General features: G+C 44.9%; 31 protein-coding genes. 10 read left to right on the top strand and 21 right to left on the bottom strand.

The annotated features are described in order from the left end of the window. Positions 1-387, bottom strand: a complete 387-nt coding sequence (locus ACO05E_RS02870) for a DUF1289 domain-containing protein (protein ID WP_421722724.1) — start codon at positions 385-387, stop codon at positions 1-3. 206 nt (positions 388-593) lie between these two features. Next, positions 594-803, bottom strand: coding sequence for a cold-shock protein (locus ACO05E_RS02865; RefSeq protein ID WP_255859355.1), 210 nt, complete (start codon positions 801-803; stop codon positions 594-596). Between the two features lie 440 nt (positions 804-1,243). Between ACO05E_RS02865 and ACO05E_RS02860 the strand changes: the two genes are divergently transcribed. Beyond that, positions 1,244-2,137 carry a class I SAM-dependent methyltransferase gene (locus tag ACO05E_RS02860; RefSeq protein WP_419811494.1) on the top strand — a complete coding sequence of 298 codons (894 nt, stop codon included), beginning with the start codon at positions 1,244-1,246 and terminating at the stop codon, positions 2,135-2,137. 20 nt (positions 2,138-2,157) lie between these two features. On the opposite strand, the gene ACO05E_RS02855 is transcribed toward ACO05E_RS02860, so the two are convergent. Together ACO05E_RS02855 and ACO05E_RS02850 are read right to left on the bottom strand one after the other, a co-directional pair. After that, positions 2,158-3,123 (bottom strand): bile acid:sodium symporter family protein, encoded by a 966-nt coding sequence (locus tag ACO05E_RS02855; protein ID WP_419811493.1) that lies wholly within the window; start codon positions 3,121-3,123, stop codon positions 2,158-2,160. A 74-nt stretch (positions 3,124-3,197) separates the two neighbouring features. Then, positions 3,198-3,833 carry a hypothetical protein gene (locus ACO05E_RS02850; RefSeq protein WP_419811492.1) on the bottom strand — a complete coding sequence of 212 codons (636 nt, stop codon included), beginning with the start codon at positions 3,831-3,833 and terminating at the stop codon, positions 3,198-3,200. A 94-nt stretch (positions 3,834-3,927) separates the two neighbouring features. On the opposite strand from ACO05E_RS02850, the gene ACO05E_RS02845 reads away from it, so the two are divergent. Beyond that, positions 3,928-5,007, top strand: a complete 1,080-nt coding sequence (locus tag ACO05E_RS02845) for an AraC family transcriptional regulator ligand-binding domain-containing protein (protein WP_419811491.1) — start codon at positions 3,928-3,930, stop codon at positions 5,005-5,007. Between the two features lie 85 nt (positions 5,008-5,092). Here ACO05E_RS02845 and ACO05E_RS02840 read toward each other — a convergent pair whose 3' ends face one another. The 10 genes from ACO05E_RS02840 to ACO05E_RS02795 form a co-directional block, all read right to left on the bottom strand. After that, positions 5,093-5,542 carry a GyrI-like domain-containing protein gene (locus ACO05E_RS02840; protein WP_419811490.1) on the bottom strand — a complete coding sequence of 150 codons (450 nt, stop codon included), beginning with the start codon at positions 5,540-5,542 and terminating at the stop codon, positions 5,093-5,095. A 92-nt stretch (positions 5,543-5,634) separates the two neighbouring features. Continuing rightward, positions 5,635-6,003: a hypothetical protein gene (locus ACO05E_RS02835; protein WP_419811489.1), complete on the bottom strand. Its 369-nt coding sequence runs from the start codon at positions 6,001-6,003 to the stop codon at positions 5,635-5,637. 105 nt (positions 6,004-6,108) lie between these two features. Then, entirely contained in the window at positions 6,109-6,534 is a 426-nt protein-coding gene (locus ACO05E_RS02830) for a hypothetical protein (RefSeq protein ID WP_419811488.1), read from the bottom strand. Positions 6,535-6,662: 128 nt separating this feature from the next. Beyond that, positions 6,663-7,169, bottom strand: coding sequence for a DUF2199 domain-containing protein (locus ACO05E_RS02825; protein WP_419811487.1), 507 nt, complete (start codon positions 7,167-7,169; stop codon positions 6,663-6,665). A 220-nt stretch (positions 7,170-7,389) separates the two neighbouring features. After that, positions 7,390-7,749 carry a hypothetical protein gene (locus tag ACO05E_RS02820; protein WP_419811486.1) on the bottom strand — a complete coding sequence of 120 codons (360 nt, stop codon included), beginning with the start codon at positions 7,747-7,749 and terminating at the stop codon, positions 7,390-7,392. A 304-nt stretch (positions 7,750-8,053) separates the two neighbouring features. Then, complete coding sequence (locus ACO05E_RS02815) at positions 8,054-8,239, bottom strand: hypothetical protein (RefSeq protein ID WP_419811485.1); 186 nt, start codon at positions 8,237-8,239, stop codon at positions 8,054-8,056. Positions 8,240-8,264: 25 nt separating this feature from the next. Further along, complete coding sequence (gene eutC / locus ACO05E_RS02810) at positions 8,265-9,098, bottom strand: ethanolamine ammonia-lyase subunit EutC (protein WP_419811484.1); 834 nt, start codon at positions 9,096-9,098, stop codon at positions 8,265-8,267. A 10-nt stretch (positions 9,099-9,108) separates the two neighbouring features. Continuing rightward, a complete protein-coding gene (locus ACO05E_RS02805; protein ID WP_419811483.1) occupies positions 9,109-10,491 on the bottom strand; it encodes an ethanolamine ammonia-lyase subunit EutB in 1,383 nt (460 codons plus the stop codon). Between the two features lie 106 nt (positions 10,492-10,597). Further along, positions 10,598-10,768, bottom strand: a complete 171-nt coding sequence (locus tag ACO05E_RS02800) for a hypothetical protein (protein WP_419811482.1) — start codon at positions 10,766-10,768, stop codon at positions 10,598-10,600. A gap of 52 nt (positions 10,769-10,820) precedes the next feature. Next, a complete protein-coding gene (locus ACO05E_RS02795) occupies positions 10,821-12,167 on the bottom strand; it encodes an ammonium transporter (protein WP_419811481.1) in 1,347 nt (448 codons plus the stop codon). A 362-nt stretch (positions 12,168-12,529) separates the two neighbouring features. Between ACO05E_RS02795 and ACO05E_RS02790 the strand changes: the two genes are divergently transcribed. After that, on the top strand, positions 12,530-13,141 hold the full coding sequence (locus ACO05E_RS02790; protein ID WP_419811480.1) for a flavin reductase family protein: 612 nt from the start codon (positions 12,530-12,532) through the stop codon (positions 13,139-13,141). On the opposite strand, the gene ACO05E_RS02785 is transcribed toward ACO05E_RS02790, so the two are convergent. Further along, positions 13,115-13,957 carry a DMT family transporter gene (locus ACO05E_RS02785; RefSeq protein ID WP_419811479.1) on the bottom strand — a complete coding sequence of 281 codons (843 nt, stop codon included), beginning with the start codon at positions 13,955-13,957 and terminating at the stop codon, positions 13,115-13,117. The genes ACO05E_RS02790 and ACO05E_RS02785 overlap by 27 nt on opposite strands. A 137-nt stretch (positions 13,958-14,094) precedes the next feature. Between ACO05E_RS02785 and ACO05E_RS02780 the strand changes: the two genes are divergently transcribed. Further along, positions 14,095-14,340, top strand: coding sequence for a type II toxin-antitoxin system CcdA family antitoxin (locus tag ACO05E_RS02780; protein ID WP_419811478.1), 246 nt, complete (start codon positions 14,095-14,097; stop codon positions 14,338-14,340). Then, entirely contained in the window at positions 14,340-14,657 is a 318-nt protein-coding gene (locus tag ACO05E_RS02775) for a CcdB family protein (RefSeq protein WP_419811477.1), read from the top strand. Before ACO05E_RS02780 ends, ACO05E_RS02775 begins: the two co-directional genes overlap by 1 nt. Before the next feature lie 83 nt (positions 14,658-14,740). On the opposite strand, the gene ACO05E_RS02770 is transcribed toward ACO05E_RS02775, so the two are convergent. The 5 genes from ACO05E_RS02770 to ACO05E_RS02750 all read right to left on the bottom strand — a co-directional run bounded on the left by ACO05E_RS02770 (position 14,741) and on the right by ACO05E_RS02750 (position 18,792). After that, complete coding sequence (locus ACO05E_RS02770; RefSeq protein WP_419811476.1) at positions 14,741-15,190, bottom strand: hypothetical protein; 450 nt, start codon at positions 15,188-15,190, stop codon at positions 14,741-14,743. 334 nt (positions 15,191-15,524) lie between these two features. Continuing rightward, positions 15,525-16,708 (bottom strand): IS3 family transposase gene (locus tag ACO05E_RS02765; protein WP_419811475.1). Its coding sequence is split into 2 segments (ribosomal slippage): positions 15,525-16,426 and positions 16,426-16,708, totalling 1,185 coding nucleotides; the frame shifts between segments, so codons are not numbered across the junction. Between the two features lie 89 nt (positions 16,709-16,797). Then, the gene (locus tag ACO05E_RS02760) at positions 16,798-17,049 is read right to left on the bottom strand and encodes a hypothetical protein (RefSeq protein ID WP_419811474.1); all 252 of its coding nucleotides are present in this window, start codon (positions 17,047-17,049) and stop codon (positions 16,798-16,800) included. 146 nt (positions 17,050-17,195) lie between these two features. Further along, positions 17,196-18,305 carry a hypothetical protein gene (locus ACO05E_RS02755; RefSeq protein WP_419811473.1) on the bottom strand — a complete coding sequence of 370 codons (1,110 nt, stop codon included), beginning with the start codon at positions 18,303-18,305 and terminating at the stop codon, positions 17,196-17,198. 118 nt (positions 18,306-18,423) lie between these two features. Then, positions 18,424-18,792, bottom strand: coding sequence for a DUF4279 domain-containing protein (locus tag ACO05E_RS02750; protein WP_419811472.1), 369 nt, complete (start codon positions 18,790-18,792; stop codon positions 18,424-18,426). A gap of 328 nt (positions 18,793-19,120) precedes the next feature. Here ACO05E_RS02750 and ACO05E_RS02745 point away from each other — a divergent pair, with 328 nt between their 5' ends. After that, complete coding sequence (locus ACO05E_RS02745; protein ID WP_419811471.1) at positions 19,121-19,546, top strand: phage integrase N-terminal SAM-like domain-containing protein; 426 nt, start codon at positions 19,121-19,123, stop codon at positions 19,544-19,546. A gap of 31 nt (positions 19,547-19,577) precedes the next feature. Beyond that, a complete protein-coding gene (locus ACO05E_RS02740) occupies positions 19,578-19,889 on the top strand; it encodes a tyrosine-type recombinase/integrase (RefSeq protein ID WP_419811470.1) in 312 nt (103 codons plus the stop codon). A 41-nt stretch (positions 19,890-19,930) separates the two neighbouring features. Here ACO05E_RS02740 and ACO05E_RS02735 read toward each other — a convergent pair whose 3' ends face one another. Then, the gene (locus ACO05E_RS02735) at positions 19,931-20,506 is read right to left on the bottom strand and encodes a YceI family protein (protein WP_419811469.1); all 576 of its coding nucleotides are present in this window, start codon (positions 20,504-20,506) and stop codon (positions 19,931-19,933) included. 294 nt (positions 20,507-20,800) lie between these two features. On the opposite strand from ACO05E_RS02735, the gene ACO05E_RS02730 reads away from it, so the two are divergent. The 3 genes from ACO05E_RS02730 to ACO05E_RS02720 all read left to right on the top strand — a co-directional run bounded on the left by ACO05E_RS02730 (position 20,801) and on the right by ACO05E_RS02720 (position 23,361). Next, positions 20,801-21,976, top strand: a complete 1,176-nt coding sequence (locus tag ACO05E_RS02730; RefSeq protein WP_419811468.1) for a fatty acid desaturase — start codon at positions 20,801-20,803, stop codon at positions 21,974-21,976. A 186-nt stretch (positions 21,977-22,162) separates the two neighbouring features. Next, positions 22,163-22,834: an SDR family oxidoreductase gene (locus ACO05E_RS02725; protein WP_419811467.1), complete on the top strand. Its 672-nt coding sequence runs from the start codon at positions 22,163-22,165 to the stop codon at positions 22,832-22,834. A gap of 167 nt (positions 22,835-23,001) precedes the next feature. Continuing rightward, complete coding sequence (locus ACO05E_RS02720) at positions 23,002-23,361, top strand: hypothetical protein (RefSeq protein WP_419811466.1); 360 nt, start codon at positions 23,002-23,004, stop codon at positions 23,359-23,361. Positions 23,362-23,483 lie beyond the last annotated feature (122 nt).

Raw genomic sequence — 23,483 nt, 5'->3', positions numbered from 1 at the left:
TTAGAATAAATCGAATTGGTCGGTAGGCTGAGCTGGAGTATCGGATGGCGCTAGCGGCTTATTAGTCTTCTGATGAATTGCCTGCTCGGCGGCTTGTATATCCTGATGTGAGTCCGCTTCAACAAACATATCCAGTTGTGGGATAACCGCTTCTTCGTTGTTGCTTCCAGGCGCTGCGATACCATATTTGGCCTGCCATTCAGCCTGTTGTTTGGCAGCTATCGCTTTGGCACGACGACGTCCACACAGGTTAACAATCAGCTGTTTCTGGAAGGGAGTAAACTCATTCCAGTGAAAGCGCTCTTCACGTTTGCGTAAGCAACCTTTGCAGTAGCCTTTGTTATTCACCTCACAAATCCCACGGCAGGGGTTTGCAATGTCGAACATCTCTTTCTGATCAATCATAAGTCAACAAATGCAGGTTAGCCAAAACAACTGAACAAATAATCAACAGCTATTCAATCAGGGTAACAGCTTCGCAGAAAAATACGAGTAGAGAAAATAACGGTCAGAAGAAAAAACTGAGCAGTGAAAACAAAGAGAGGAGAGTTGAGAAGGGCTGGCCAGCAGCAGATGCTGCTGGCCGGGAAGTCTTATTCAGGCGTTACGTTTTCAGCCTGTGGACCTTTTTGGCCCTGAGTCACTTCCATGGTTACTTTCTGGCCTTCGGCCAGAGTACGACGGCCGTTGCCGTTGATAGCACTGAAGTGAACAAATACGTCTTTACCAGCTTCCTGTTCGATAAAACCGAAGCCTTTTTCGTCATTGAACCATTTAACGGTGCCTTGAACTAATTCTGCCATTTTTCTTTCCTAGCGTTGTGCCAATTATTTTGGCTGGGTGTTGTGCCTTTGATACTGACAGGGCGAGTGCCGGTATCTGGCGGGTATTACGTTTGGCATTTGTGTTGATACAAGCATACGCCTGAGTCGAAACAAATCCTGGGTTATCGACCAGTATCCTGTATCACGTTCACCGTATTAACCAAAATTAATCAGGACTGAATAGAGATCACTCGCCAATAGCTACTCAGCAAATAGCTAAGCGTCCCCATACTAGACCAGTTAACCGGCGCAACCAAGCATTTATTGGTGAAAATGCGCAGATATTGTTCGCAGATCCACGTATTCGTCGTTATCCCTCTATTTGTAACGGCTGATTATGTCATTCCGGTTACTTTTTGCTCCCTATTCGCCGACAATCGCATGGTTTCGAAGTTAGTTCAGGAAAAGAGAGAAAGATCGTGTTAGATGCAATCCGCTGGCCGGAGAATAACGATGCTCAGCGACTGTTTCATGGTCGGGGTCATGCTTACCCGGGTTATGAACATGTGAATATCGATTGGTATGCGCCTTTGCTGCTGATTACCTTATACCGCGAGGTGGAAGACAGCTGGTTGCAGCAGCTGACCCAACACTTTCAGCAGCAGTGGCCGCAGGCCAAACAGATAGTGGCGCAACAACGTTATCAGCGAAATGGCCCTTTCATCTGGTTGATGGGAGAACCGGTGGAAAAGCTGGAGTTGCAGGAGCAGGGAGCTCGTTACTGGCTGACTTTAGGGCAGCAGCAGAATACCGGCATTTTTCTCGATATGGCCAATGGTCGTCGTTGGCTGCGTGAACGTTGTGCCGGTAAATCGGTGTTAAATCTATTTGCTTACACCTGTGCGTTTTCGGTTGCAGCACATGCGGGTGGTGCCAAAAAGATTGTGAATGTTGATATGAGCAAAGCCTCGTTATCACAAGGTCGGGAAAATCATCGACTAAATAGTCAGGATTTAGATCGGGTAATTTTTGAAGGTGTGGATATTTTTAAATCGTTTGGCCGGCTGAAAAAACACGGGCCATACGATGTGATTGTTTGTGATCCGCCAACGTTTCAGAAAGGCAGTGTGAATATTGAGCGCGACTATCAGAAAATTATTCGCCGTATTCCACAACTGGCCAATCCGGGTGCTGAATTATTAATGTGCCTTAATGCTCCGGATCTTGATGAAGAATTTCTCAAAGCTCAAATGGCAGAACATTGCCCGGATAGCCAATTCGTAAAACGCCTGGCTAACCCGGAGGTGTTTGTTGAAGCGCAACCGGGCAAAGGATTAAAGGCGCTGCTGTTTACCTATAACCCTCGTACTTAAACCCCTGTTACTCACACCCCTTAATCCGGGGTGTAAGTATTCACTGCTGTCTTTTTTTGATGATGAATCTGTTTGATGTTTTGCTGGGTTCGCCATTTCCAGAAAGCCGCCAAGAGCGAACCGCTGATATTATGCCAGATGCTGAACAGTGCGCCGGGTAAGGCGGCAATTGGGCCATAAAACTTTAATGCCAGTGCCACGCCTAATCCTGAATTCTGCATACCCACTTCAATGGCAATGGTGCGTGCTTCCACTTCGGTATGACCATTCCAGCGGGCAATAAAATAGCCACCGGCCAACCCGATCAGGTTATGCAGCATCACCGCTATTGCTGCCGTCATCCCTAAGGTGGCAATTTCATCGGCGTTTAATGCCACAATAATGGCAATCACAATCAGAATAACGCCACTGGCGAGATCAGGCAGGTATTTATCCAGACGCTTTCCTAATTGCGGAATATAACGATTGGCTAATAAACCCAGCAGAATCGGAATAATCACAATTTTGGCAATGCTGAAAATCATCGCCTGAATATCGACATTAATTTCCGCACCGGAATAGAACCACACCAAATACGGTGTTAAGACCACACTCCATAGGGTCGACATCAGCGTCATACTGACTGACAGTGCCACATCTCCACCGGCGAGGTAAGTCATCACATTAGAGGCGGTTCCTCCGGCACAAGCGCCTACTAAAATCAGACCGATGGTTAATTCATCCGATAAACCCAGTACACGGGCCAGCGCCCAGGCGGTTAATGGCATCAATAAAAATTGCAACATCACACCGGTTGCAATGGGCTTGGGCTTATTCAGTACACGCTGAAAATCTTCCGCTCGTAAAGTGAGTCCCATACAAAACATAATAACCATCAACAGCGGCACAATGGCCGACTTCCAGGCGATTAATGGTTGTGGCTCGTACCAGGCCAGCACACTGACGGCTATAGCCAGAATGGGGAAGAAGCGATTGATCGAAAGCATAAGGTCTCCGCTATAACACTAAAGCCTGTTAACAGGCTTTGAAACACTGTTGGCGTTATAGCGGGTTTGTCTGCTCAGATCCAGCCCAGTGATCCGAGAGCTAACAGAGCTACCAGGTCAAAGCCCAGAATTGAGCCAACCGTAATGATTTGTTTTTTACGGGATTCCATATCGAATACCCAATAACACACCAGATAAAACGGCATGTAGCCAAACAGGAAAATCAGGTAAGGGAATTCAGCATTCCAGAACGGCCACTCCCAGATCAATGCCCCGGCTTTGTTCAGCATGATTTCCACACACACAGAGAAAAACGACATCACAATGGCAAATAACAGGCGATTGTTGATACCTAAAATCTTCAGGTTTTTATCGCGTGGCATCGCCAGTGTTGCCGCAATCCCGGTAATCGCGAACATAAAGCTGATTTCGATGTTTAAGCCAACCAGTATCAGATAAGCCGTGTTGCCACCCGGTGCCGACCAAACCGGCGCAAATTGGGAAAAATGAAAGACCAGACCATTCCAGATTTCGTTAAACCAATCCATGCCCCAAAAAGCCAGACCTGCCAAAACGCGGCTCCAGTTACCTTTATCGGCTTCCATAAAATAGGTATACAACACAATCAGCAGCAGCGGGATTATGTACCAGGAAAAGGTGGAGGGGTCACGCAGGATGCTTTGGGCCTGTTGGGCGGATTCAGCGATCATAAAATTTGCTCTTATTGTTATGCTTTTAGTGCTATTAAAGCGTTAGAATAGCGATGAAATAACAATCTGATGAATGCCAGCAGGCCAACCTTTTATGCAAACTGGTCAGGTGAGAAAGACACTGTCTACAGCCGATACGGATACGGTGTCGGCTTCATTATTGATGGGTATTGTTGCCGCGTTAAGCGACAGCGAGATTGACCCATATGTATGCTTAGATATTGCTGGTATAGGCCGTGATTGGTCTGCTGATCCAACCGGGCGAATTTCACTGACTCAGTTTCTGGCGTTTCTGCAGGCACTGTTACAGCAGCCACAAGCGGATGAAAGCCTGGGAATGCAATTGGGTTGTCAGTTGGCGATTACCAGTTTTAATGCTTTGGGTTATGCCGCGGCTAATAGTGGCTGCTTACAGGATGCATTAATGTTGATTCCTGAATACGAAGCGCTGGTAATTACATGTGGTAAAACCCGTATTCAGTTGGAGCCGGAAAGCGTCATGATGAGCTGGGCTATGTTGGTTCAGTCGGCTCAGCCTCATTCCGTTCCACCTAATTCCGTTCCACCTCAGTTAATAAACCTGTTGGAGAATCTGTTTCTGGCCAGCTGGGTCACTCTGGCAAAAATGCTGACGGGGACAAAACATCAGATTCACGCTGTGCAGTTTACTCATCGCCAGCCGCATAACCTGGCGCTATGGCATCAGGTTTTTGGTGAGAATATCCGGTTTAATCAGGCGCAAGCTGCGGTGCACTTTCCGCGTTCTCTGTTATCACTCACGATTAATCAGGCTGATCCGTTTATTCGTAAGGTAATGGTGCGGGAAGCACAAACACTGAATGCTTCTCTGAAACAAAAAACACTGTCAACAAAGCTGATGGAATGGCTGGTGGTTGCATTGCCGGCGGGAGAGCCGGAGCAAAAACAGATCGCTGAGTTCTTTCACATTAGTGAACGCACTTTGAGGCGGCGTCTGCAGCAGGAAAATACCAGCTACCAGAAAATACTTGAGCAGACCCGCCAGCAACGGGCGAACTATTATCTGCAGCAAACAGATTTACCTTTGGTGGAAATCGCTGAGTTGTTGGGGTATCAGCACCTGAGTGCGTTTAACGCCGCTTACAAACGCTGGACGGGGAATACACCGGGCAGTGTGCGTAAATGCAAGGGTTAGCTTTGCGCAATAATGGGCGTTAGTAAGTGTGTCTGCAGTCTCGAACCAAGTTTTAGCAGTCCCACTTTATTGGCTTGCTATGTAACTATTTCACCGCAATGTGGACTTCAATTTGATTCTCACTGGGATAGTATTCAAAGTCTGTAGAATATAATCTTTTGTGCTCCGGCTTGTTGCTAGAAAAGTACTGCCAAACTTCTGTCCATGCATCTATCGCAATTTGGGGCATTTCACCTCGATGTGTAAATACCAAATATTTACCTGCTTGGATGGTGATTTGTTCTATTTCTTTTCCTGATGGTGTAGATGCACCGTCGAAACCTGCAAGCACATCAAATTGTCCGTGATGATCTGATTCATAGTTGAAATAAACACCAAAGACTCTTTCACCATCCTTATAGTTAACAGGAACAGTTTCATCAAACATTTTCCATAAAGCTGGGATTTTTCCCGTATTGGGGTTCATTTCAGTTTCGTTATCAGTTCTTGTAGAAAACCCTTTGATGATTCTTTCACTAACTTTTCTGACTTCCATTTGGACATTCCTTTAGTTATATAAAACCTAAGCTAAGGCGAGCCGCATAGTGGCGAGTCCAGCACACATAGTGCGCGATTTTAAGCCGCTTATTATGATTTTTTTGTTTTGTGCCTCTGATAAGCCCGAGAAAGCGTATTGCAAACATCTTTTGCAAAATCTGATACATGCTCTATAGGCAAGTTTTTTACCATGCCAGTCAATGAGCCTATATTAGCCTCTGTTTTTGGTGTTTCGTAGTACTTGAGCAGCTCTTTAAGCTCGCTTTTTATCCAGCTTTCCTCGGAAAATAAGAATTCATCATCATTGGAATCCATCGTAATATAATCCCAGTCTACATCACCCTGAGATGTGCGTTTTACAGTCTTTACCATTGGAATTTTCTTTGATACGCAGTAATGAAACCAGCGAGACTCTTCTTGTTTGGATTTCGCTTTTTGATCCAAAAATACTATTTCCATCTCTGACTCTCTAATAGTGTATAACGTTATTAATTTGGGGTGCCGTAGTTACGAAGTAACGTTTTACGATGTCATGCGGCGAAGCCGTAAACCAAGATTAGCTTGTTATACGCCATCTTTCGGAACTGTGCTATATCCAATTTTTTGATTAGATGTATCTAAATAAATTATATTTTCGGAACCGCTGTTTCTTAGAAATGAAATTTCCGTTTTTATAAGGACTTTATTAAAGTCATCTAACTGAAGTAATCTCTCACCTTTAGAATCTTTGATTCTAATTAAAGATGCTTCTTCTGGTGTATCTGCATATCTTTTAGCAGAAACAGTTTCATTATCTACTTCTAAGATGATGGTTTCGTAATCATAATAAGCTTGATACATACCATCGCTATCTGGGCCTATAGAATCAATACAATGAGTAATCGTTACTCTGGCTTTACCAAAGATTGTAGTTCTCTTTGTGTCACAATCGATATTATACGGTAGCTCAGACACGCTAGTGCCTATGATAGAAAATTCTTTCTCAGACATAGCATTATTTGAACCTGCAAATAGCAAACATGAGAGTATTAAAAGTGTAGTCTTCATAATTTCGTATAAAGTCTGCATGTTCGGCTGGTTTGGAGCTCAGCGGATCAGGTGTCACCTAGATTTACTTGTTAGCCGTGCATGCAAAGTTCTGCAATTTTCTGCGCCTTCTCTATGCTGATGCCGTTAATAAAGTCATGGTATAACTCATGCTCAGTCTCATGTAAAAACAATGTGGGTCTGGAACCTTCGCTGTGGGGATTCACATCTGTTGCTAAAGAATAAGTACTTTCATAATAAGGGAGTTCGCTGCAGAACCAACCAAAGTAACCTTTGCTAGTATCTGGTTCATCCCAGGTTTCAACATAATGATTGAAACTTTGCTCACTTAGAGATACCCAAACACCCCACATGAATGGCTCTGTAACACCGTGAATTGGTATCTCTATTATTACTCTTGCAAAGTAATGTGCACCATCTTCATCGGTGTAGTAGCAAAGATCGTCGCTGATCTTTCCTTTCTCTTTTATTTCAGCTGGTTGTGATAACCATGGATCAGGAGCTTTGAAGTCAAAGCTTGGAGAGCCTTCGTGGACTTCACCGAAACATAAGCATGTAAAGCTAAATATTCTTTCCATATTTATAATTCTTTATTGGACTAAGGCCTGTAGCAGGCGATCATTTTTAATGAAAGCGAAGCCGGATCGGAAAATGAGTCGACCTGCCTATATTTGTTATGAGAATCACTATTTAATCAAGCCATTTTCATATGCTTCAATGTCACCTCTGTGGCTATGGTAAATAGAGCCAATGGGGAAAACCTCATAGTGACCGGTCTGATCAGCCTTGTATGAGAGCTTAAATCCAGTCATGTGCTATAGCCATTGAGCCAACGAACCAAACAAGGAAGGCTGACAACAATGTAAGCCCATGAACGAGATGCACCCGTTTTTTGCCAATAAATGCCTTAAATGAAAAGGTCATTGAGGCTAAACCTGCAATAAGCAAAACATACATTGGTGCATAATATTTAAAAGGCGGGCCAAACTCTGTAAGTTCACTTACCCATACCGCATAACTAAAAGCCAGTAGAATGAGGATGCCATGCGCTGACTTAATTAAAGATCGCGATGAATGCCAATAGGCGCCGCTCACAAAGAGTAAAAACGGTAGAACAATCCAAATTTGTCGAATAGTTGCTATTTGGTATTCACTCAAATTTCGGTTGCTCTCTAACAGTTTATTCGTGCACGTGCCTGATATCTTATCGAGGATTTTCGAGCTTATGGCTGCAATCAACCGATTTCACTATGAAACCTTCCTTAGCAAGATAATTCCTTTCCAGAAAAGCGTGCGCACACACTATTTCGGCCACGGTATGCCTACTGTTTTGTAGACAATGCCCATAACCCAATGATTATGATGGTGTTGAAACTATCACCAATGGTGAAGGTGGGCAAGAGTAAAATCCTGACCGAAGTGTGCCAATATATAAGGCTTACAGAAGCTGTCTTAAATCTGGCTAGGACAATTTTTTGGCCTTCCAAACGTCATAACCATTCACCCCAATATGCACCATCAGAGCAACGGCAACAGCCACACCTAACGGTACAAAACCGCGCCATTCCAGCAGGAAAAAGCCACTGGATAACAATAAAAATAATGGATAAAACAACGTACGCTTGAGTACAACAGACATATTCTTCATACAAACTCCATCCAGCAACATGGATTCAGTGGCTGCTGGTTTCCAGTAATAAATTTGTTGGGCTGGACGATAAGGCCGATTCACCATTGTCGGATTCGTCTTTTAAGTTAACGCCGGATAACTGGCGCTTATCGGCTTCCAGCATTAAATACAATAATTTGTGCGTGGCTTCTTCATAACTAAGGCCTTCGTGGCGAATATTGGAGATGCAATTACGGTGTGCATCATTTTTGCCACTTTGAGGCTGGTAAGTGAAATAACAGCCCAGTGAGTCGGGTGAGCTTAACCCGGGACGTTCACCAATCAGCATAACCAGCAAACGTGCTTGTAACGCTTCACCAATCGGATCGCCAATCGCCACCCGGCCTTGCTCAACCATGACAACCGGCCCACTGGTTAAACGGGTAGATTGCAGTGCTGAGGTGATGCTGCTGAGCATGGCGGCGGCATGGTTAGCGACGGCGGCGGATGACAGGCCATCGGCGATAACAAAGGCAACATCAAACTCAGCCGGGTTATCACGGCGCCATTGCTGCAGGGTTAACTGGTCTTGGTTTTCCAGTAATCGGCCCAAGTCCGGGCGCTGTAAATAATGGGCGCGGTTCTGCGCCTGACTGCTCACCTGAAACAGTGGCATTTTTAATGCCGCTTCAGGGCCAAGCACCTGGCGTAACGATTGACTCAGTTGCGCAAAATCCAGCGGTAAATGAACCGCATCGCGTGCTTTGGCATGAGCCAGCTGAAATTGCAGATGAACATCGGTGGTTAAGCTCACACCAGCCCGGCCTAAACCAATACGGGCATCGGTGTAACGTTTGAGTGTTTGCCAGGGGTTCTCGTGAATAAAATCGTTGTGCATTTTATTCTCCTTACCTTAAAACATGCTGGAAAGCAGAAGGTACGTTTTTATTGTGATACGCCAGCTGATTGTGTTGATCAAAAATACCAATTTTTTTCAGCCAGGCATCAAATTCCGGTGCCGGTTTTAATCCTAATACTTCACGTGCGTACAAGGCATCGTGGAATGATGTGGTTTGATAATTCAGCATAATATCGTCTGAGCCGGGAATGCCCATAATAAAGGTGCCACCGGCAGCGGCAAACTGGGTCAGTAACATATCCATATCGTCCTGATCCGCTTCGGCGTGATTGGTGTAACAAATATCACAGCCCATCGGCAGGCCTAATAATTTGCCACAAAAATGATCTTCTAATCCGGCGCGGATAATTTGTTTGCCATTATATAAATATTCCGGGCCAATAAACCCTACAACGGTATTCACCAGCAGAGGATTAAATTTACGGGCAACGGCATAAGCTCTGGCTTCGCAGGTTTGCTGATCGACACCGTGATGCGCATTGGCAGAAAGAGCGCTTCCCTGGCCGGTTTCAAAATACATAAAATTATTACCCACGCTGCCACGCTGTAAGCTGTTTCCAGCATCATAGGCTTGTTGCAGAATATCCAGACTGACGCCAAAGGATTCATTGGCACCTTGTGTACCGGCAATCGACTGAAAAATGAGATCCACCGGTGCGCCACGATTAATGGCTTCAATATGGGTGGTTACGTGCGTTAATACGCAGCTTTGGGTGGGAATTTCATAATGCTGAATCACATCGTCCAGCATTTTCATTAACGTACAGACGGTTTCAATATTGTCGCTGGCCGGATTAATACCAATCACGGCATCGCCATTGGCGTACAACAAACCATCCAGTACCGATGCGGCAACTCCGGCCGGATCGTCAGTAGGGTGGTTCGGTTGCAGGCGTGTGGATAAGTGGCCTTTTAAACCAATGGTATTGCGAAACTGAGTAACCACTTCGCACTTATTGGCCACCAGAATTAAATCCTGAATGCGCATGATTTTACTCACAGCGGCAACCATTTCCGGTGTTAATCCGGGAGACAGTTGTTGCAGTGTATGAGTATCGGCTTGTTCGCTGAGCAGCCAGTTACGAAAATCGCCCACGGTTAAATGACTGACAATGGTAAATGCCTCAGCATCGTGCTCATCAATAATTAAGCGGGTAACTTCATCGTCTTCGTAAGGAATAACCGTTTCTTGCAGAAAGGTTTTTAGCGGCACTTGTGCCAGGGTTAATTGTGCGGCAATACGTTCCTGTTCATCAGATGCGGCAACACCCGCCAGACAATCACCTGAGCGTAATGGTGTGGCTTTGGCCATCAGGGTTTTTAAATCGGGAAAATGATAGTGCTGCTGCCCTAATGCAATCTGATAACTCATGGTGTTTTTCTTTTTTCTCAGTGTTCTGCTTTTGTTCTTGATGCTATCCATCAGAACAGAGCATCAGAAGCATGGCTTCTGATGCTCTGGTTGATAACAGAATGAATCAATCTTTGTGCTGATCAAAACTGTCGTTTTCGTGCTTAATAATGGCTCCCATAAAGCCACAGAAAACCGCAATGGCGCCAATGCACAGAGCGCCAACAACAACCGGGTTATCAGCAAAGGTGAAATATGCGCCAACGCCTTCCCAGCTGGTTAATGGTGATGAATTCATATTCGTCTCCTTGCCCGCTGTCGCAGCGGGCATTTAATAATAATGGATAAACTTAGTTAGCGGCTGGGGTCAGATTTTCAGTCGCCGGCGTAGTACCAGAGATGATGTCTTGTGCTGGTACGGTTTCCGGGTAAGGCACGGCTGGAATTTCAACCAGATCCAGACCTTTCGCTTCAACTTCTGGTGGTACACGCAGCATGTTCATTTTCTTCAGAGCGAAGGAAATCAGGTAACCCGGGATGAAGCCCAGTGCCACCATAATCGCTGCACTCATTAACTGACCGGTGAAGTTAATCTCTGGTGCACCTTCGATCACGTTCGGGTAACCCGAGGCAAACAGGCCAACAAACACCACACCCAATACACCACACCAGCCGTGTACGGCAACAGCGCCTACGGCATCATCAATACCTTTGCTTTCAAGGAATTTGCCAAACAGTGGCATAGTCGCACCACCAAATACGGCCAGCATAAAGGTCAGACCCGGGTAATACAGATCCATACCCGCTGCGATGGTGATAATACCGGCCAGGCCACCTGACATGGTCATGAAAGGCTCACGTGATGTCAGGTAAGCACCAATCACACCACCGGCAAAGCCCATTAAGGTGTTAAAGGCGAAAGCCGACAGGTTGGTTGGGTTGTTGTAAATCGTAGTCCAGCCAGTTTCGCCACCATTAAAGATGATGCAGCCACCCAGGAAGCCGAAGAAACCAACAATAATCAGCATCAGGCCAATCAGCGCCATTGGCATATTGTGCGGCACAATAGCCATAGGTTTGCCGTCGACGTATTTACCAATACGAGGCCCCAGATTAATTAACACACCCAGAGAGAAGAAACCCGCAACCGCGTGAACCACACCGGACGCGCCCACATCGTGGTAACCCAGTACGCCAGTTAACCAACCATCCGGGTGCCAGCCCCAGGCAGCGGCCAGAATCCACAGTACCGAACCAACGGCAATGGTCAGAATCAGGTAGGCGCTTAAGCGAATACGCTCAATCACGGCACCAGACATAATGGAGCCGGTAGTCGCACCAAACAGTGCAAACGCGGCCCAGAAAATACCCGTGCCCATATCGGTTGCATCTGGCCCCATGCCGGTTGACCAAGGCAGTGCACCACTGGCTTCTATCGGAACAAAACCATTCGGGAAGGCGTTGTAAATCCACCAACCGAAGAAATAAAAGGTGGGAATAATGACCGATAAGGTCAGGATATTTTTCATGCCTGAAGCCAGCGCGTTTTTAACCCGCGAGGCACCAATTTCATAGGCTAAAAAGCCAGCATGAATCAAAAACATAATGGCAGTACACCACCAGTAGAACACCTCGATGTTCATAGCCTGGTGCATTTCAAAAGCGCTTTTTAACGCTTCCATTTCCGTAGGCGTCATAGACAGTTCTCCTGCAATTTATTAATTGTCCGGAGACTTTTTTGCAGGTGGAATGCCAAAATAAAGATACATTTTGTTACATTTTGGTTTGTCCGGAATGGTGCCTTATTGTTTATTAAACACTGCAAATAAAGCGGTTTTATAAATTCGATTGTCCGTATTGCTTTCTGGTTTTGACGGATATCAGGCAATTTTTCTAGATTTTATGTAACTTTGTGTAACTTTAAAAGAAGAGTAATTGATCAGGTTGTGCAAAGTTTCGGTGCAGTCGTTAAGGTTTGTGCGCTAAAAGTGTTAAAAAGAACACTGAATCATCTGCGTAGTTAAACTAGCTAAAGTTAAATTAGTGAAAGGAGTATTGAATGAATCTCGATTTTTCTGAACTGAACACCAGCCAGATCTACCACTGCTTAGTGCAAACGGTATTACCACGCCCGGTTGCCTGGATTATGACGCAGCAGGAAAATGGCAAGCGAAACCTGGCACCGTTTTCGTTTTTTGCCCCGGTTTGCTCCAACCCACCAACCATGGTGGTGTCGATTGGTAATAAATCCGCCGAACAAAGCAAAGACACTTTTGCCAATTTACAGCGCAGCCAGCGTTGTGTGTTGCATATTGCCTCGATGGCGCAGCTAGAAGCACTAAACAGCAGTGCAGCCACGCTGGCAGACGATGAAAGTGAGGTGGAAAAACTGGGGCTGAAGGTAGAGGCGTTTGGCGAACATAATATCGGCCGGATTGAGGGAGCACCGGTGGCGTTTGAGTGTCGCTTACAGCAAGTATTGAAGCTGGGGCCTGCACCACAACATATTGTATTTCTGGAGATTGAGCGTGCCTGGTTGGATGACGCGGTTGCTCAAGAGGTTAATGGCCGTTTGACGGTGTCGGCTGAACAACTCGACCCTGTTGCCCGCTTGGGGGGAATACAATACGCAGCGCTGGGGGATTTATTTTCTTTGCCGCGTCCGCAGTAGCAGGCTTGGTATCAGTACTAGGCCAAACCCGATCAGCATTTGTAGTGAAATACTTTCATTAAAGAACAGAATTCCCAACAGCGTAGCACTTACAACCTCAAAATAGCTCAGAATGCCAGCAAATGATGCTTTCACTTTTGAAAGGCCCTGATACAGGAGGTAATAACCGAGAAAGCCGATGACTAAACCGTAAAAAGCACCATATCCAAAATCTGTCGCGCTCATTTCCGGAATATTCCAAACGAGGAAGGGTAAAAAAATGAGTGCGCCAAAGAAATTATCATAAAGAAGAACTTCCTCAGGCGAGTGAGTTTCCAGGCGCTCTTTGAACACGGTAAGAACGATGGCATAGAGAATAGCGACCCCAAGCATCAATGCTAAACCTAACAGGTAATCAGGGGGCGTTACGGACAGATCCTCAAAACATATCACCAGAACCCCGCCGAAAGCGGTGAAGAGAAGCCGCCAATTTCTCCGGGAAACGGTTTCTTGCAGAAAAACGGAACTAAACAGAGTAAGAAATAGTGGCCAGGTATAAAGAATCACAACGGCTTTACTCACCGGAGCGAAGAGAAATCCAAGGACCCAAAGTAGTATTCTGAGTGCGGTAAGGCAGGAGGCGACAATCAGTAGCTTGTCGGGTTTGGTAAAAAGGTTTCGCCTGACCTCTTTGTAAAGCACTAAGAGGATGATTGCTGGCACAAAGAATCTGAAACTCGCAATCACGGTGGCTGGCATATCAAGGGTTTTGACGAAAATCCCTGCGCTGCCAAAGATGATTGCGGCGGATATTACTGCAAGAACGCCTGAGTTCATGGGTTATAGAGCCTGATTCTTCACTTACTTCATTAGGAGTGGCGGAGAATATATCACCAAAAGATAGAGAAGGTTGTTCTTTACGGTGCGCATTCGAATGCGCATAATGTATTTTGTATTATCATGAGGATGTCAAAATGCAATCTCTATACGACATAAATGCACCTAAAAAGGCAACAAACCTTAGCTTAAACAGTGACTTACTCCTTAAATGTAAGGCGTTAAACATTAACTTGTCGGCCACACTGGAGCACGCTCTTAAAGAGAAGCTTGCTGATAATGAAGCGAAAAACTGGGCTGAAGAAAATAAGAATGCCATCAAAGCATATAATGATTTTGTCGAAGAAAATGGCTGCTTTGGTGACGAGTTCAGGTCTTTTTGATGGCTCAGTTTGACGTTTATAAAAACCCCAGCCGTAATACGCAAAAAGCCTACCCTTATATTGTTGATATCCAACATGAGCTTATTTCTGATCTAGCAACGCGAATGGTCATACCTCTTGGGAGGCTGAGTCATTTTAAAAATGAACAGATGCAGGGGTTAACACCAGATATCGAATATAAAGGTGAAAAACTTTTACTGCTAACACCACAAATCGCTTCTATTCCGTCGTCTCAACTTAAAGACCCAATTGGTTCTTTGAGACACTTTAGAGATGAGATTGTTGCATCGATTGATTTTACTATTGCTGGTATTTAACGCCTAAATCAGGTGCGCCGTAGGCGTCACCTGGATTTACTTGTTAAAGTTTCATGCGAAATGCTAGCACATGTCTCTACATATCAACGTTTATCTACACTCTTAAAGTCAATATCATCAGGTTTCTCGATAAAACTAAGCCCAACTAGTTTCCCCCCTATATATGAGGCAGAAACATAGCCCCTTCCGGAGCTACTATTGATTTTAAAGACTCCTCTAGAGATTTCCTTCTCACATTTAATATGGGATGAGATAACACTTACTTTAGAATGACGATAGCTGTACTCCCCGATATATTTGATCAGGCGTGTTGAAATTTCGTCATTGGGAATACCATTACTTTTCATTTCCTCGCTCAAGTATTTTAAATTGAAGTACTGAGCGGTATTTCCATTCGGGTCTCTTGCCTCCTCCAGAAATCGAATATAGGTTGCCTCTCTTTTGTGTTGACAACTTTCAACGTTATTTTCTGAGAGTAGCATTTGAGGAAGCATCAATAGAAGAAACACCGAGATCTTTAATAAGTAGCGCATGAATATCTTTCATTCCTAGAATTAACTAGATCCATTTTCTTTTGATACCTCGGCAGCCTCTCCATGACCAGTTGAATTAAATTTCTCGATCCATACTTGGCCGAATTGCTTGCACTTAAAATTAGTAACCCAGTTTTTGTAGCTTGTTTCTACTTCGGTAAGCCGTGAGCTTAATTTTGGATTTTTTTTACCGACAAACCCTTATACTGATTAGGCAATTTAGAACAGTAAATCACATCAATTCCTTACGACAAATAACGCTCAAGGCACCGGCGGCGAAACCGCCCAGCCACGCAGTGGTGATCTTGCCCCGATAAAACGGACACATTACTTTTCATGCTGCTATTCGTTCATATTCCATTGGTGAACAGTAATTGATACCCGAATGCAGCCGTTTTCTGTTGTAAAAGTCATTGATATAACGAGCTAAAGAATACTTCGACTCTTCTGTCGTTTTAAATTCTGTCTTGCGTATCAACTCGGCTTTCAATGAATGAAAAAATGACTCCATATGTGCGTTGTCTGTACATTTCCCAGGCTTACTTAGGCTATGTTCAATACCATGCCGTCTCAGCTCTTTTTGATACTCTGCACCTCTATATTCAACACCACGATCAGTATGCAGTATCAGTGAATCTGATGGTTTTCGCTTACGTATCGCATTGATCAGCGTTCTTCGAGTGACGGCGGTTGTCCTTTTCGTATCAAGGCTCCAACCAATGATTCTTCGTGAGTAGAGGTTCATAATCACAGACAAGTAATGCCACTTATTTTTAACCTTGAGATACGTTACGTCAGCAACCCACACTTTATTTTTTCGCTCAGGAACTTCACCATCTGGCCGGAGGTTTCCTCCAGAAGCCAGAAAACGTCTCATACCTGGTGCTCGGTACGTTACCCTTGTGACTCTGGCAATGAGGCCCATATTGCTCATAAGCCGAGCTATACGCTTCTTGCTGACACTGATGCCCTGTTTATACAGTGCTTTCCAGATCCGTGGGCTTCCATATCGGCCTTCGCTTTGATTCCATATTTTTCTGATTAAGCCTTTAAGCTGATCATCTCTTCGGTCTCGCGTAGAGGGCTTACGATTTAACCAGTCGTAATAGCTACTCCTTGATACAGCAAGCCATTCGCAGGTTTGTTTAATGCCTAGCTCTTTCCCGAACTTCTTGATGAATCGATATCTTGCTGATGTTCCTCCGCAAGAAACCGTTGCCACTTTTTTAACAGATCAAGCTCCTGCTTCAATTTTTTATTCTCGGCTTCAAGCTTTTTCACTTTCGACAACTCTTTTTCTTGCTGGCTTGCTGCATCTGTCAACTTTTTACGTTTGTCTGCCACGATCTTTCCTTCACGATATTCTTTCCGCCATCGTGACAGCATGAACGGATGAATGTCGAGCGTATTAGCTACTTCTTGAACCTGAATACCTGAGATCAAACTCAACTGAACGGCTTTTACTTTAAACTCGTTGGAATATTGCCAGGTCTTTCTAGGGTTGTTGTACTTTGGCATTGGACACCTCAATCTTAATTAGATTTCGGTGTCCGTTTTATCGGGGAAAGATCACTGGCGAATTGGCTGGCCTTGTTATGAGATTCGACTTAATCATTACTAGCTTGGACCCCGATGCTATCGCTAGGCCCGCCCCCGATAGGGTCACCGCCAGAAGAATTATCGTCATTACCTCGGTGAAACAACCATAGGCCGATGGCGGCGATAAGTGGAATAAGCCAAACAATAACGATCTGAGCTGTTTTTTGAAACGTATCTAAATCGTCTCTTCTTGCTATGAAAACTGAAACGATAATATTCAAAGCTAATATGGCTAGAACAACCAAATGCCAAATTTCCATATTCATAATCCTTCAGAACTCATAACGCCGCGGTAAGCTGCGGCTATGTAGTTGATTGTGTTGTGGCAGCATAGCGACTGCCACATAAACAAGCGACGGAATAGCCGTCAGGCTTGACCGCTTTGTTATGCATACCGAATAATAAATTAACGAGAGCGCTTGCAATATTTTAAGGCAATATAAGGAGGCATATTGTTGTTTCCATGATTGTGATTTCCAGTTGAATTTGTGCCATGACTGTGATTTCTGTTACTGCTGCTTTGTCTTTGATGACCCGACGGTTCCCAGCCTCCGTCTCGTATTCCTCCGGTGCTGTGACTATGATTACCATCAGTGGGAATGTCTTTTCGTCCACCTGTTTTGTACAGAGGATTTGTGGCAGAGCTTCCTAGAATAAATCTATCATCAGCTTTTGAGTAATCTGTCCATCCTTTGGGACACTCTTTCGAAGCAAATGCAATTACTGTCTCAGGAGGAGTTACATAGTATGTTTTTTCCACAGAAGGAATTGTGATCGGCAGTGCCGGGCCACTAGTCATGACACTGATATGACCTTGTTCATATAAAATTTCGCCGACCCCTTTGACCACAGTTATAGTAGGTTTTTTTCTGACACAGTTTATATGTATATTCTTATTATCAATTTTTATTGATTTTTTAGTCATCAACAGGTTTCCGCCATCACCCGTATCAATTTTTGTTGTTTCAACTCCAGCTCCATTCTTACCATTTACTTTACAGCCAAAACCAAGCGCAGTAATACCATAAAACAGGTGATCTCCATCTGATGTCGAATCTATTGTAAAGTTTACATATTCATCATTCTCACCCTGAATTGAAACATCAATGCCAATACCTTTTTTAGCTGTCTTTTGGCATTGGTTCCATGCATCTAACGCAGGCTTTCCAATTGTTCTAGCTTCTTCAAAAAGATTACTTCTAGATTCTGCAAAGTCAGAGTTTTTATTACACCATGTCTTCAATCTAGTACGCATGTGAGATGTATTTGAGTCAGCGTCTCCGCTACCATAACCAAATACGCTTATACTCGCTTTACGAACTGAATTATCACTTACACTGTTGAAGTCCTGACCACAATTACTATGCCACTTGTACGCAACCGAGTGATCAGAAGTCATTTTCTTAGTAATATTTGTTATTCCGTAGTTAATAAGTGTATTGCAGTGACCAAATTCATCAGCGTTCGAGAACTGCGTGATAAATAGCAGGAAAATACTGGCGGTTATTTTTTTCATATATTTTCATCCTAACTGGTTAATGTTGTGTTTTAGGCATAACGCCTGCCAGCACGGGCGAGTGAAGCGAGTCCGCCAGCTTGCTGGCTATCGTGGCTGGCTTTGTTATACGTTGCAGTTATTCCCAAACCCTGATGATAAGGTTTACATGTAAATTCGACAATTGACAAAGTAACTCAGGATCAAAGCAAGCTATAGCAGCTCCATTTTCTGGCTGAATTAGGCAATCTATATCTATTGTCCAGCCACTCTTCTTGAGTTCTAGCAGTTTGTCAGCCTTATACTCGAAAAGATTTATCCAGCTTCTTAGCTGGTCCTCAAGATTTAGGGCACTATCTGGAATAAACAACTTCCAAACTGTATTGCTTCTCTTTTCACCGCCTACAGATACACGATTTGGCATCATTTCTAGAGTTTGAGAAACTTCCTCAAATCCGAAGCTACCTTCTCTATAAATGGCAAATACAGAGTTATCAGACTGGCTCATAATAATTTACGTATAACAGTTTATTCGTGTGCGTGCCTGATATCTTTGCGAGAACTTTTCGAGCTTATGGCTGTAACCAACTGATTTCACTTTGAAACCTTCCTTAGCAAGATAATTCCCTTCCAGAAAAGCGTGCGCGCACACTATTTCGGCCACGGTATGCCTACTATTTTGTAAACCACTTTCGTGACCCATTGGTTTTACTGGTGTTTAAATTATCACCAATGGTGAAAGCGGGCAAGCACGAAAACAAACTGCACCGTCATAGCTTGAAAAGCTAAAATTATACTGTATTTTTAAACAGTGTTTCTTGCATTTGGAGAAGCGTATGGCCAAGAGTAAGTTTTTGACAGAAATTCGCCAGTACATGAGGCTTCACGGCTATAGCATTCGTACAGAGAACACTTATGTTTACTGGATTCGGTTTTATATTCGCTATCATCGGCTCCAGCATCCTTCTGCAATGGGGCCGGACGAAGTTATCCTGTTTTTGAACTTTCTGGCAAATCAACGTGATGTTGCTATTAACACACAGAAGGTGGCTTTGAATGCGTTAGCATTCCTTTATAACAACTATTTAAATCAGCCATTAGGTGATCTTGGCTTCACATTTGCCACACGTCTCAGGCATCTGCCAATTGTTATATCGTCACAGGAAGTAAATCAGATTCTTAAATGCTGCGAGCCAAGAGTGCGGCTGATTTTCTCTCTATTGTTTGGTTCAGGGTTAAGAATTTCTGAATGTAGGGCGTAAATATCCTTCGGCTTATCGAGAGTCTGCGTGGATGTTTATTTTTCCTTCCAGTAGGCTGTGCAATCACCCTACAACGAGAGTTCTGTGCCGTCATCATCTGGATATGTCAGTCGTGAGAAAGGCATTAAAACGAGCAGTCAAAAATGCAGGTTTGTCATCCAAACGAATTTCATGCCATACCTTCAGACACAGCTTTGCAACTGAATTATTGCGTTCAGGTCGAGATATTCGTACCGTGCAAGAGCTGTTAGGTCACAGTGATGTTTCCACCACTCAGATATACGCCCATGTGTTAGGCCAGCATTTTGCCGGAACTACCAGTCCGCTCGATTTATTGGCTTAGTCTTTATATCTGCTCCGACTCAAACACCAATCGTTCTTTATTTACACCGGCTCAAACACCAGTCGGAAGGAAACAGGAACCTTGATGGTCAGGCTTTTTAAGCCGGCCATTTCCCGCAATTGATCCACGGCAGGTAATAAACCAAAGTCTTCGCTATCAACCAGCACAGGTTCAATGGTACTGACTTCGACCGCGCCATCCGCCAGGTAATAAATAGCCAGCCGGGCTTTTTGCAGCTGAGTCGCGCCGACCAGAAACAGTTTTGCATTCACGTCGGTATAACGCACGGTGCCAGCCGGTTGTGGTTTCAGAAACCCAGAGCGAACGGAGAGGGTGACTTTGGCCTGAGGAAAGTCGGTAATGCGAAACAGAATGTCGCGTAAGCGACGGTCACGCATGGCGATATTGGTTTCAACCGATGCGGTATCAATCAGCAGTTCCGCTTCTCCGGTATCAGTCACCGAGCCTGATAAGCGGGAAAAGTAGTGGTTATCAGCAACCCGGGCATCTTTGGTCGCCACAAAGCTGAGTTCGGAGCGGGCATTGTTCAGCTGCCAGTCGGCATGGGTGGCAGAACACAGAATCAGCAACGGTAAAATCAGGCGTTTCAGGCGCATCGGTTATATCCTCCGGAGAGCGGTTTTTTGGGTTCAGACCACTTTATGGCGACAAGTTCCCTAACCCGGCAAATAAACTCCCGCAAAGCTGGCAAACTGGCACATATGCCATGCCAAAGCGGAAAGAATCATAAAAGTCAGCTTTATATTGCCGTTGTACAACCCCTCTGTCATCAAACTGGCCTAATCTGAACACATCAACGGGAGAGGCATCGGGCAGTGATCTGGCTCATGCTGAATAACCCATAATCAGGTATGATACGCGCACGCTTTTTAACAGCTATGAGAATCTCGATGAATAACGATAAAAACACCTTGCCAAATCGCACCACAGAATCCGAACAAGCACCGCTGAACTGGATTCCGGTGATTATGTTCAGTGTGACCACGCTGGTGTCACTGACATTGGTGCCTTGGTACGGTATTGCCTATGGCTATGAGACATCAGCCTGGGTCGCTTGTGTGATTATTACCTGGATGACGGGTATGGCGATTACCGGCGGCTACCATCGTCTATGGTCACATAATGCTTATCAGGCGCACTGGAGCTTGCGCATCTGGTACGCGTTATGGGGTGCGATGGCCTTTCAGAACAGCATCTTATCCTGGAGCTCAGGCCATCGTGTGCATCACCGCTATTGTGATGACGTGGAACGTGACCCGTACTCAGCTAAGCGTGGTTTGTGGTTCTCGCATATGGGCTGGATGCTGCGTAAGTACAAAAGTGGCGAAGTGAACTTCGATAACGTTAAGAACCTGATGAAAGACCCGATTGTGGTGTGGCAGCACAAGTACTACGCGGCGATTGCTCTGGGTATGAACATCGGTGTGCCATTGCTACTGGGTGTGCTTTTTGATGATATTTGGGGAATGCTGTTGCTGGCGGGTTTCCTGCGCATTGTTGTAGCGCATCACATTACCTTCTTTATTAACTCCATTGCTCATAAATGGGGTTCTCAGCCTTACACGGATAAAAACACCGCGCGTGACAATGCGTTTTTTGCATTTCTGACCCACGGTGAGGGTTATCACAACTACCACCATATTTTTCAGAACGATTACCGTAATGGCATTCGTTGGTTCCACTGGGACCCAACCAAGTGGTTTATCAAAGCCTGCTCCTGGGTGGGGCTGACCTGGGATTTAAAAGTGGTGCCAGACTTTAAGATCAAGCGTGCGCAACTGAAAATGCAGTTCCAGCGTGCTCAGGAAAAACTGGCGAATGCCCAAAGCAAAGATCCGGCAACGCTGGAGCAATGGGCAGCCCTGCTGGAGAAGGAATACGATGAATTTAAAGTGATGCTGAATGAATGGACTGAGTTGCAAGCGGTGAAATATGAAGAGACCAAGCGCTCGCTGGCGGTAAAATGGGAAAAAGCTGCACTGCGTACCCGTTATAAAGAGCTGGAGTATTCATTAAAGATGCAGCAACAGCGCCTGAAACTGATGACCGCGCAATTTGCTTCTTAAAGCATTTTTAAGGCCTGGCCCCTGTAACGTCAGGGTTATCGCCTGCTAATGATGATTAAGCCGCACTTTGTGCGGCTTTTTTTATCCAGCTAACGATTAATTCAGATGCCGAACGGCTGTTGAACAATCACGATCATTTTGCATTATTATGTGCGCTCACAACCTATCCTCAAAGCGGAGAAAAACATGGCAAACGTAGTGATTACCGGCGCTAACCGGGGTATTGGCCTGGAGCTGGCTAAGCTGTATGCCGCTCGTGGCGATCTGGTAACGGCCATCTGCCGCGAAGCGGGTGATGAGATTGAAGATATTGCCGATCAGACCATCAGTGGTATTGATGTGACCAATGAGCAAACACCAGAAGGTTTGCAGACCATTCTGGCGGAGCTGGTGGAAGGCAAAATCGATGTGCTGATTAACAATGCCGGTATCTTTTTGAACGAAACCCTCGATAACATGGATGCTGACACGATTCGTCAGCAGTTTGAGGTCAACACCATCGCGCCACTGATGATTGCTCATGCGTTACTGCCGTTAATGGGCGAGGGCAGTAAAATTGCCAATATCACCAGTCGTATGGGATCGTTAGAAGATAATACCTCCGGTGCCTATTACGGCTATCGTGCTTCTAAGGCGGCTTTAAATGCCGTGGGTAAAAGCCTGGCGATGGATTTAAAACCCCGGGGCATTGCCGTTGCTCAGTTGCACCCGGGCTTTGTACAAACCCGAATGGTTGGTTTTAATGGTGATATTACCCCGGCACAAGCGGCAGAAGGACTGGCGCAGCGTATTGATGAGCTGACGCTGGAAAACAGTGGTGGCTTCTGGCATTCCAATGGCCAGCAATTGCCCTGGTAAAATCAATTTAATCGAAATAGTAGCAGCGAATACGATGGTGTTTTAAAGCAGCAACAGGATGTTGCGGTAGTCCGGCAGGCACATGGATGTGCCTTCGGGACGGCGGCTAAAACACCATCGTATTGCGCTGTGTGAAGATAAAATTCAATAAAAGTGCAGATTTAAATATGGCTAACCAACGAATTATTAAAAAGCGTCACACCAATTATTTAGGTGATTTTCTGGTCGATGCCAGTCAGGACGACAACTGGAAGAAAAAGCTTCAGCAACTACAAATTGAAGATAAGTTAGATACGGCTCAGGAAGGTTTCCCAGAGTATTTTGCCGCAAGCTTTCCGGAAACAGCGGATATGCAATTGCAATATTGTATTGAGCGTGTGAATCTGGATGATGTGCCACGTGTTGCTGCCTGCTGGTGGCCGATTGAAGAAAACACGCACTACTATATCGCTTATCCGGCACAATTTCCGCGTGCTTCTATTTATATGGCCATCGACTTTGATGACCACTCAGGCTGTTGTGGCTAACGACCACTGAATAGCCGCCGATGTAGCATTAGCCGCATATAGGTTAAAGACTGTTGCACCAGACTCGCTGAGTTGATAACAATTTGGCATGATTTGCACTATTGGACGTCAACAGTTTGATC

The sequence above is a fragment of the Bacterioplanoides sp. genome, from assembly GCF_965226395.1.
Lineage (GTDB): Bacteria > Pseudomonadota > Gammaproteobacteria > Pseudomonadales > Oceanobacteraceae > Bacterioplanoides.
The sequence above is the reverse complement of the archived record's forward strand: the minus strand, read 5'-3'. Positions and strand labels throughout refer to the sequence as shown.

Excerpts from the sequence above, each read along its gene's own strand:
- ACO05E_RS02845 (WP_419811491.1), top strand. The coding sequence starts at position 3,928 with ATGCAAACTGGTCAGGTGAGAAAGACACTGTCTACAGCCGATACGGAT.
- ACO05E_RS02790 (WP_419811480.1), top strand. The coding sequence starts at position 12,530 with ATGAATCTCGATTTTTCTGAACTGAACACCAGCCAGATCTACCACTGC.
- ACO05E_RS02870 (WP_421722724.1), bottom strand. The coding sequence starts at position 387 with ATGTTCGACATTGCAAACCCCTGCCGTGGGATTTGTGAGGTGAATAAC.
- ACO05E_RS02855 (WP_419811493.1), bottom strand. The coding sequence starts at position 3,123 with ATGCTTTCGATCAATCGCTTCTTCCCCATTCTGGCTATAGCCGTCAGT.
- ACO05E_RS02785 (WP_419811479.1), bottom strand. The coding sequence starts at position 13,957 with ATGAACTCAGGCGTTCTTGCAGTAATATCCGCCGCAATCATCTTTGGC.
- ACO05E_RS02835 (WP_419811489.1), bottom strand. The coding sequence starts at position 6,003 with ATGGAAATAGTATTTTTGGATCAAAAAGCGAAATCCAAACAAGAAGAG.
- ACO05E_RS02755 (WP_419811473.1), bottom strand. The coding sequence starts at position 18,305 with ATGAAAAAAATAACCGCCAGTATTTTCCTGCTATTTATCACGCAGTTC.
- ACO05E_RS02725 (WP_419811467.1), top strand. The coding sequence starts at position 22,163 with ATGGCAAACGTAGTGATTACCGGCGCTAACCGGGGTATTGGCCTGGAG.
- ACO05E_RS02850 (WP_419811492.1), bottom strand. The coding sequence starts at position 3,833 with ATGATCGCTGAATCCGCCCAACAGGCCCAAAGCATCCTGCGTGACCCC.
- ACO05E_RS02730 (WP_419811468.1), top strand. The coding sequence starts at position 20,801 with ATGAATAACGATAAAAACACCTTGCCAAATCGCACCACAGAATCCGAA.
- ACO05E_RS02865 (WP_255859355.1), bottom strand. The coding sequence starts at position 803 with ATGGCAGAATTAGTTCAAGGCACCGTTAAATGGTTCAATGACGAAAAA.
- eutC (WP_419811484.1), bottom strand. The coding sequence starts at position 9,098 with ATGCACAACGATTTTATTCACGAGAACCCCTGGCAAACACTCAAACGT.
- ACO05E_RS02740 (WP_419811470.1), top strand. The coding sequence starts at position 19,578 with ATGTTTATTTTTCCTTCCAGTAGGCTGTGCAATCACCCTACAACGAGA.
- ACO05E_RS02720 (WP_419811466.1), top strand. The coding sequence starts at position 23,002 with ATGGCTAACCAACGAATTATTAAAAAGCGTCACACCAATTATTTAGGT.
- ACO05E_RS02840 (WP_419811490.1), bottom strand. The coding sequence starts at position 5,542 with ATGGAAGTCAGAAAAGTTAGTGAAAGAATCATCAAAGGGTTTTCTACA.
- ACO05E_RS02750 (WP_419811472.1), bottom strand. The coding sequence starts at position 18,792 with ATGAGCCAGTCTGATAACTCTGTATTTGCCATTTATAGAGAAGGTAGC.
- ACO05E_RS02770 (WP_419811476.1), bottom strand. The coding sequence starts at position 15,190 with ATGCGCTACTTATTAAAGATCTCGGTGTTTCTTCTATTGATGCTTCCT.
- ACO05E_RS02745 (WP_419811471.1), top strand. The coding sequence starts at position 19,121 with ATGGCCAAGAGTAAGTTTTTGACAGAAATTCGCCAGTACATGAGGCTT.
- ACO05E_RS02830 (WP_419811488.1), bottom strand. The coding sequence starts at position 6,534 with ATGTCTGAGAAAGAATTTTCTATCATAGGCACTAGCGTGTCTGAGCTA.
- ACO05E_RS02800 (WP_419811482.1), bottom strand. The coding sequence starts at position 10,768 with ATGAATTCATCACCATTAACCAGCTGGGAAGGCGTTGGCGCATATTTC.
- ACO05E_RS02775 (WP_419811477.1), top strand. The coding sequence starts at position 14,340 with ATGGCTCAGTTTGACGTTTATAAAAACCCCAGCCGTAATACGCAAAAA.
- ACO05E_RS02735 (WP_419811469.1), bottom strand. The coding sequence starts at position 20,506 with ATGCGCCTGAAACGCCTGATTTTACCGTTGCTGATTCTGTGTTCTGCC.
- ACO05E_RS02760 (WP_419811474.1), bottom strand. The coding sequence starts at position 17,049 with ATGGAAATTTGGCATTTGGTTGTTCTAGCCATATTAGCTTTGAATATT.
- ACO05E_RS02815 (WP_419811485.1), bottom strand. The coding sequence starts at position 8,239 with ATGAAGAATATGTCTGTTGTACTCAAGCGTACGTTGTTTTATCCATTA.
- ACO05E_RS02780 (WP_419811478.1), top strand. The coding sequence starts at position 14,095 with ATGCAATCTCTATACGACATAAATGCACCTAAAAAGGCAACAAACCTT.
- ACO05E_RS02795 (WP_419811481.1), bottom strand. The coding sequence starts at position 12,167 with ATGACGCCTACGGAAATGGAAGCGTTAAAAAGCGCTTTTGAAATGCAC.
- ACO05E_RS02805 (WP_419811483.1), bottom strand. The coding sequence starts at position 10,491 with ATGAGTTATCAGATTGCATTAGGGCAGCAGCACTATCATTTTCCCGAT.
- ACO05E_RS02825 (WP_419811487.1), bottom strand. The coding sequence starts at position 7,169 with ATGGAAAGAATATTTAGCTTTACATGCTTATGTTTCGGTGAAGTCCAC.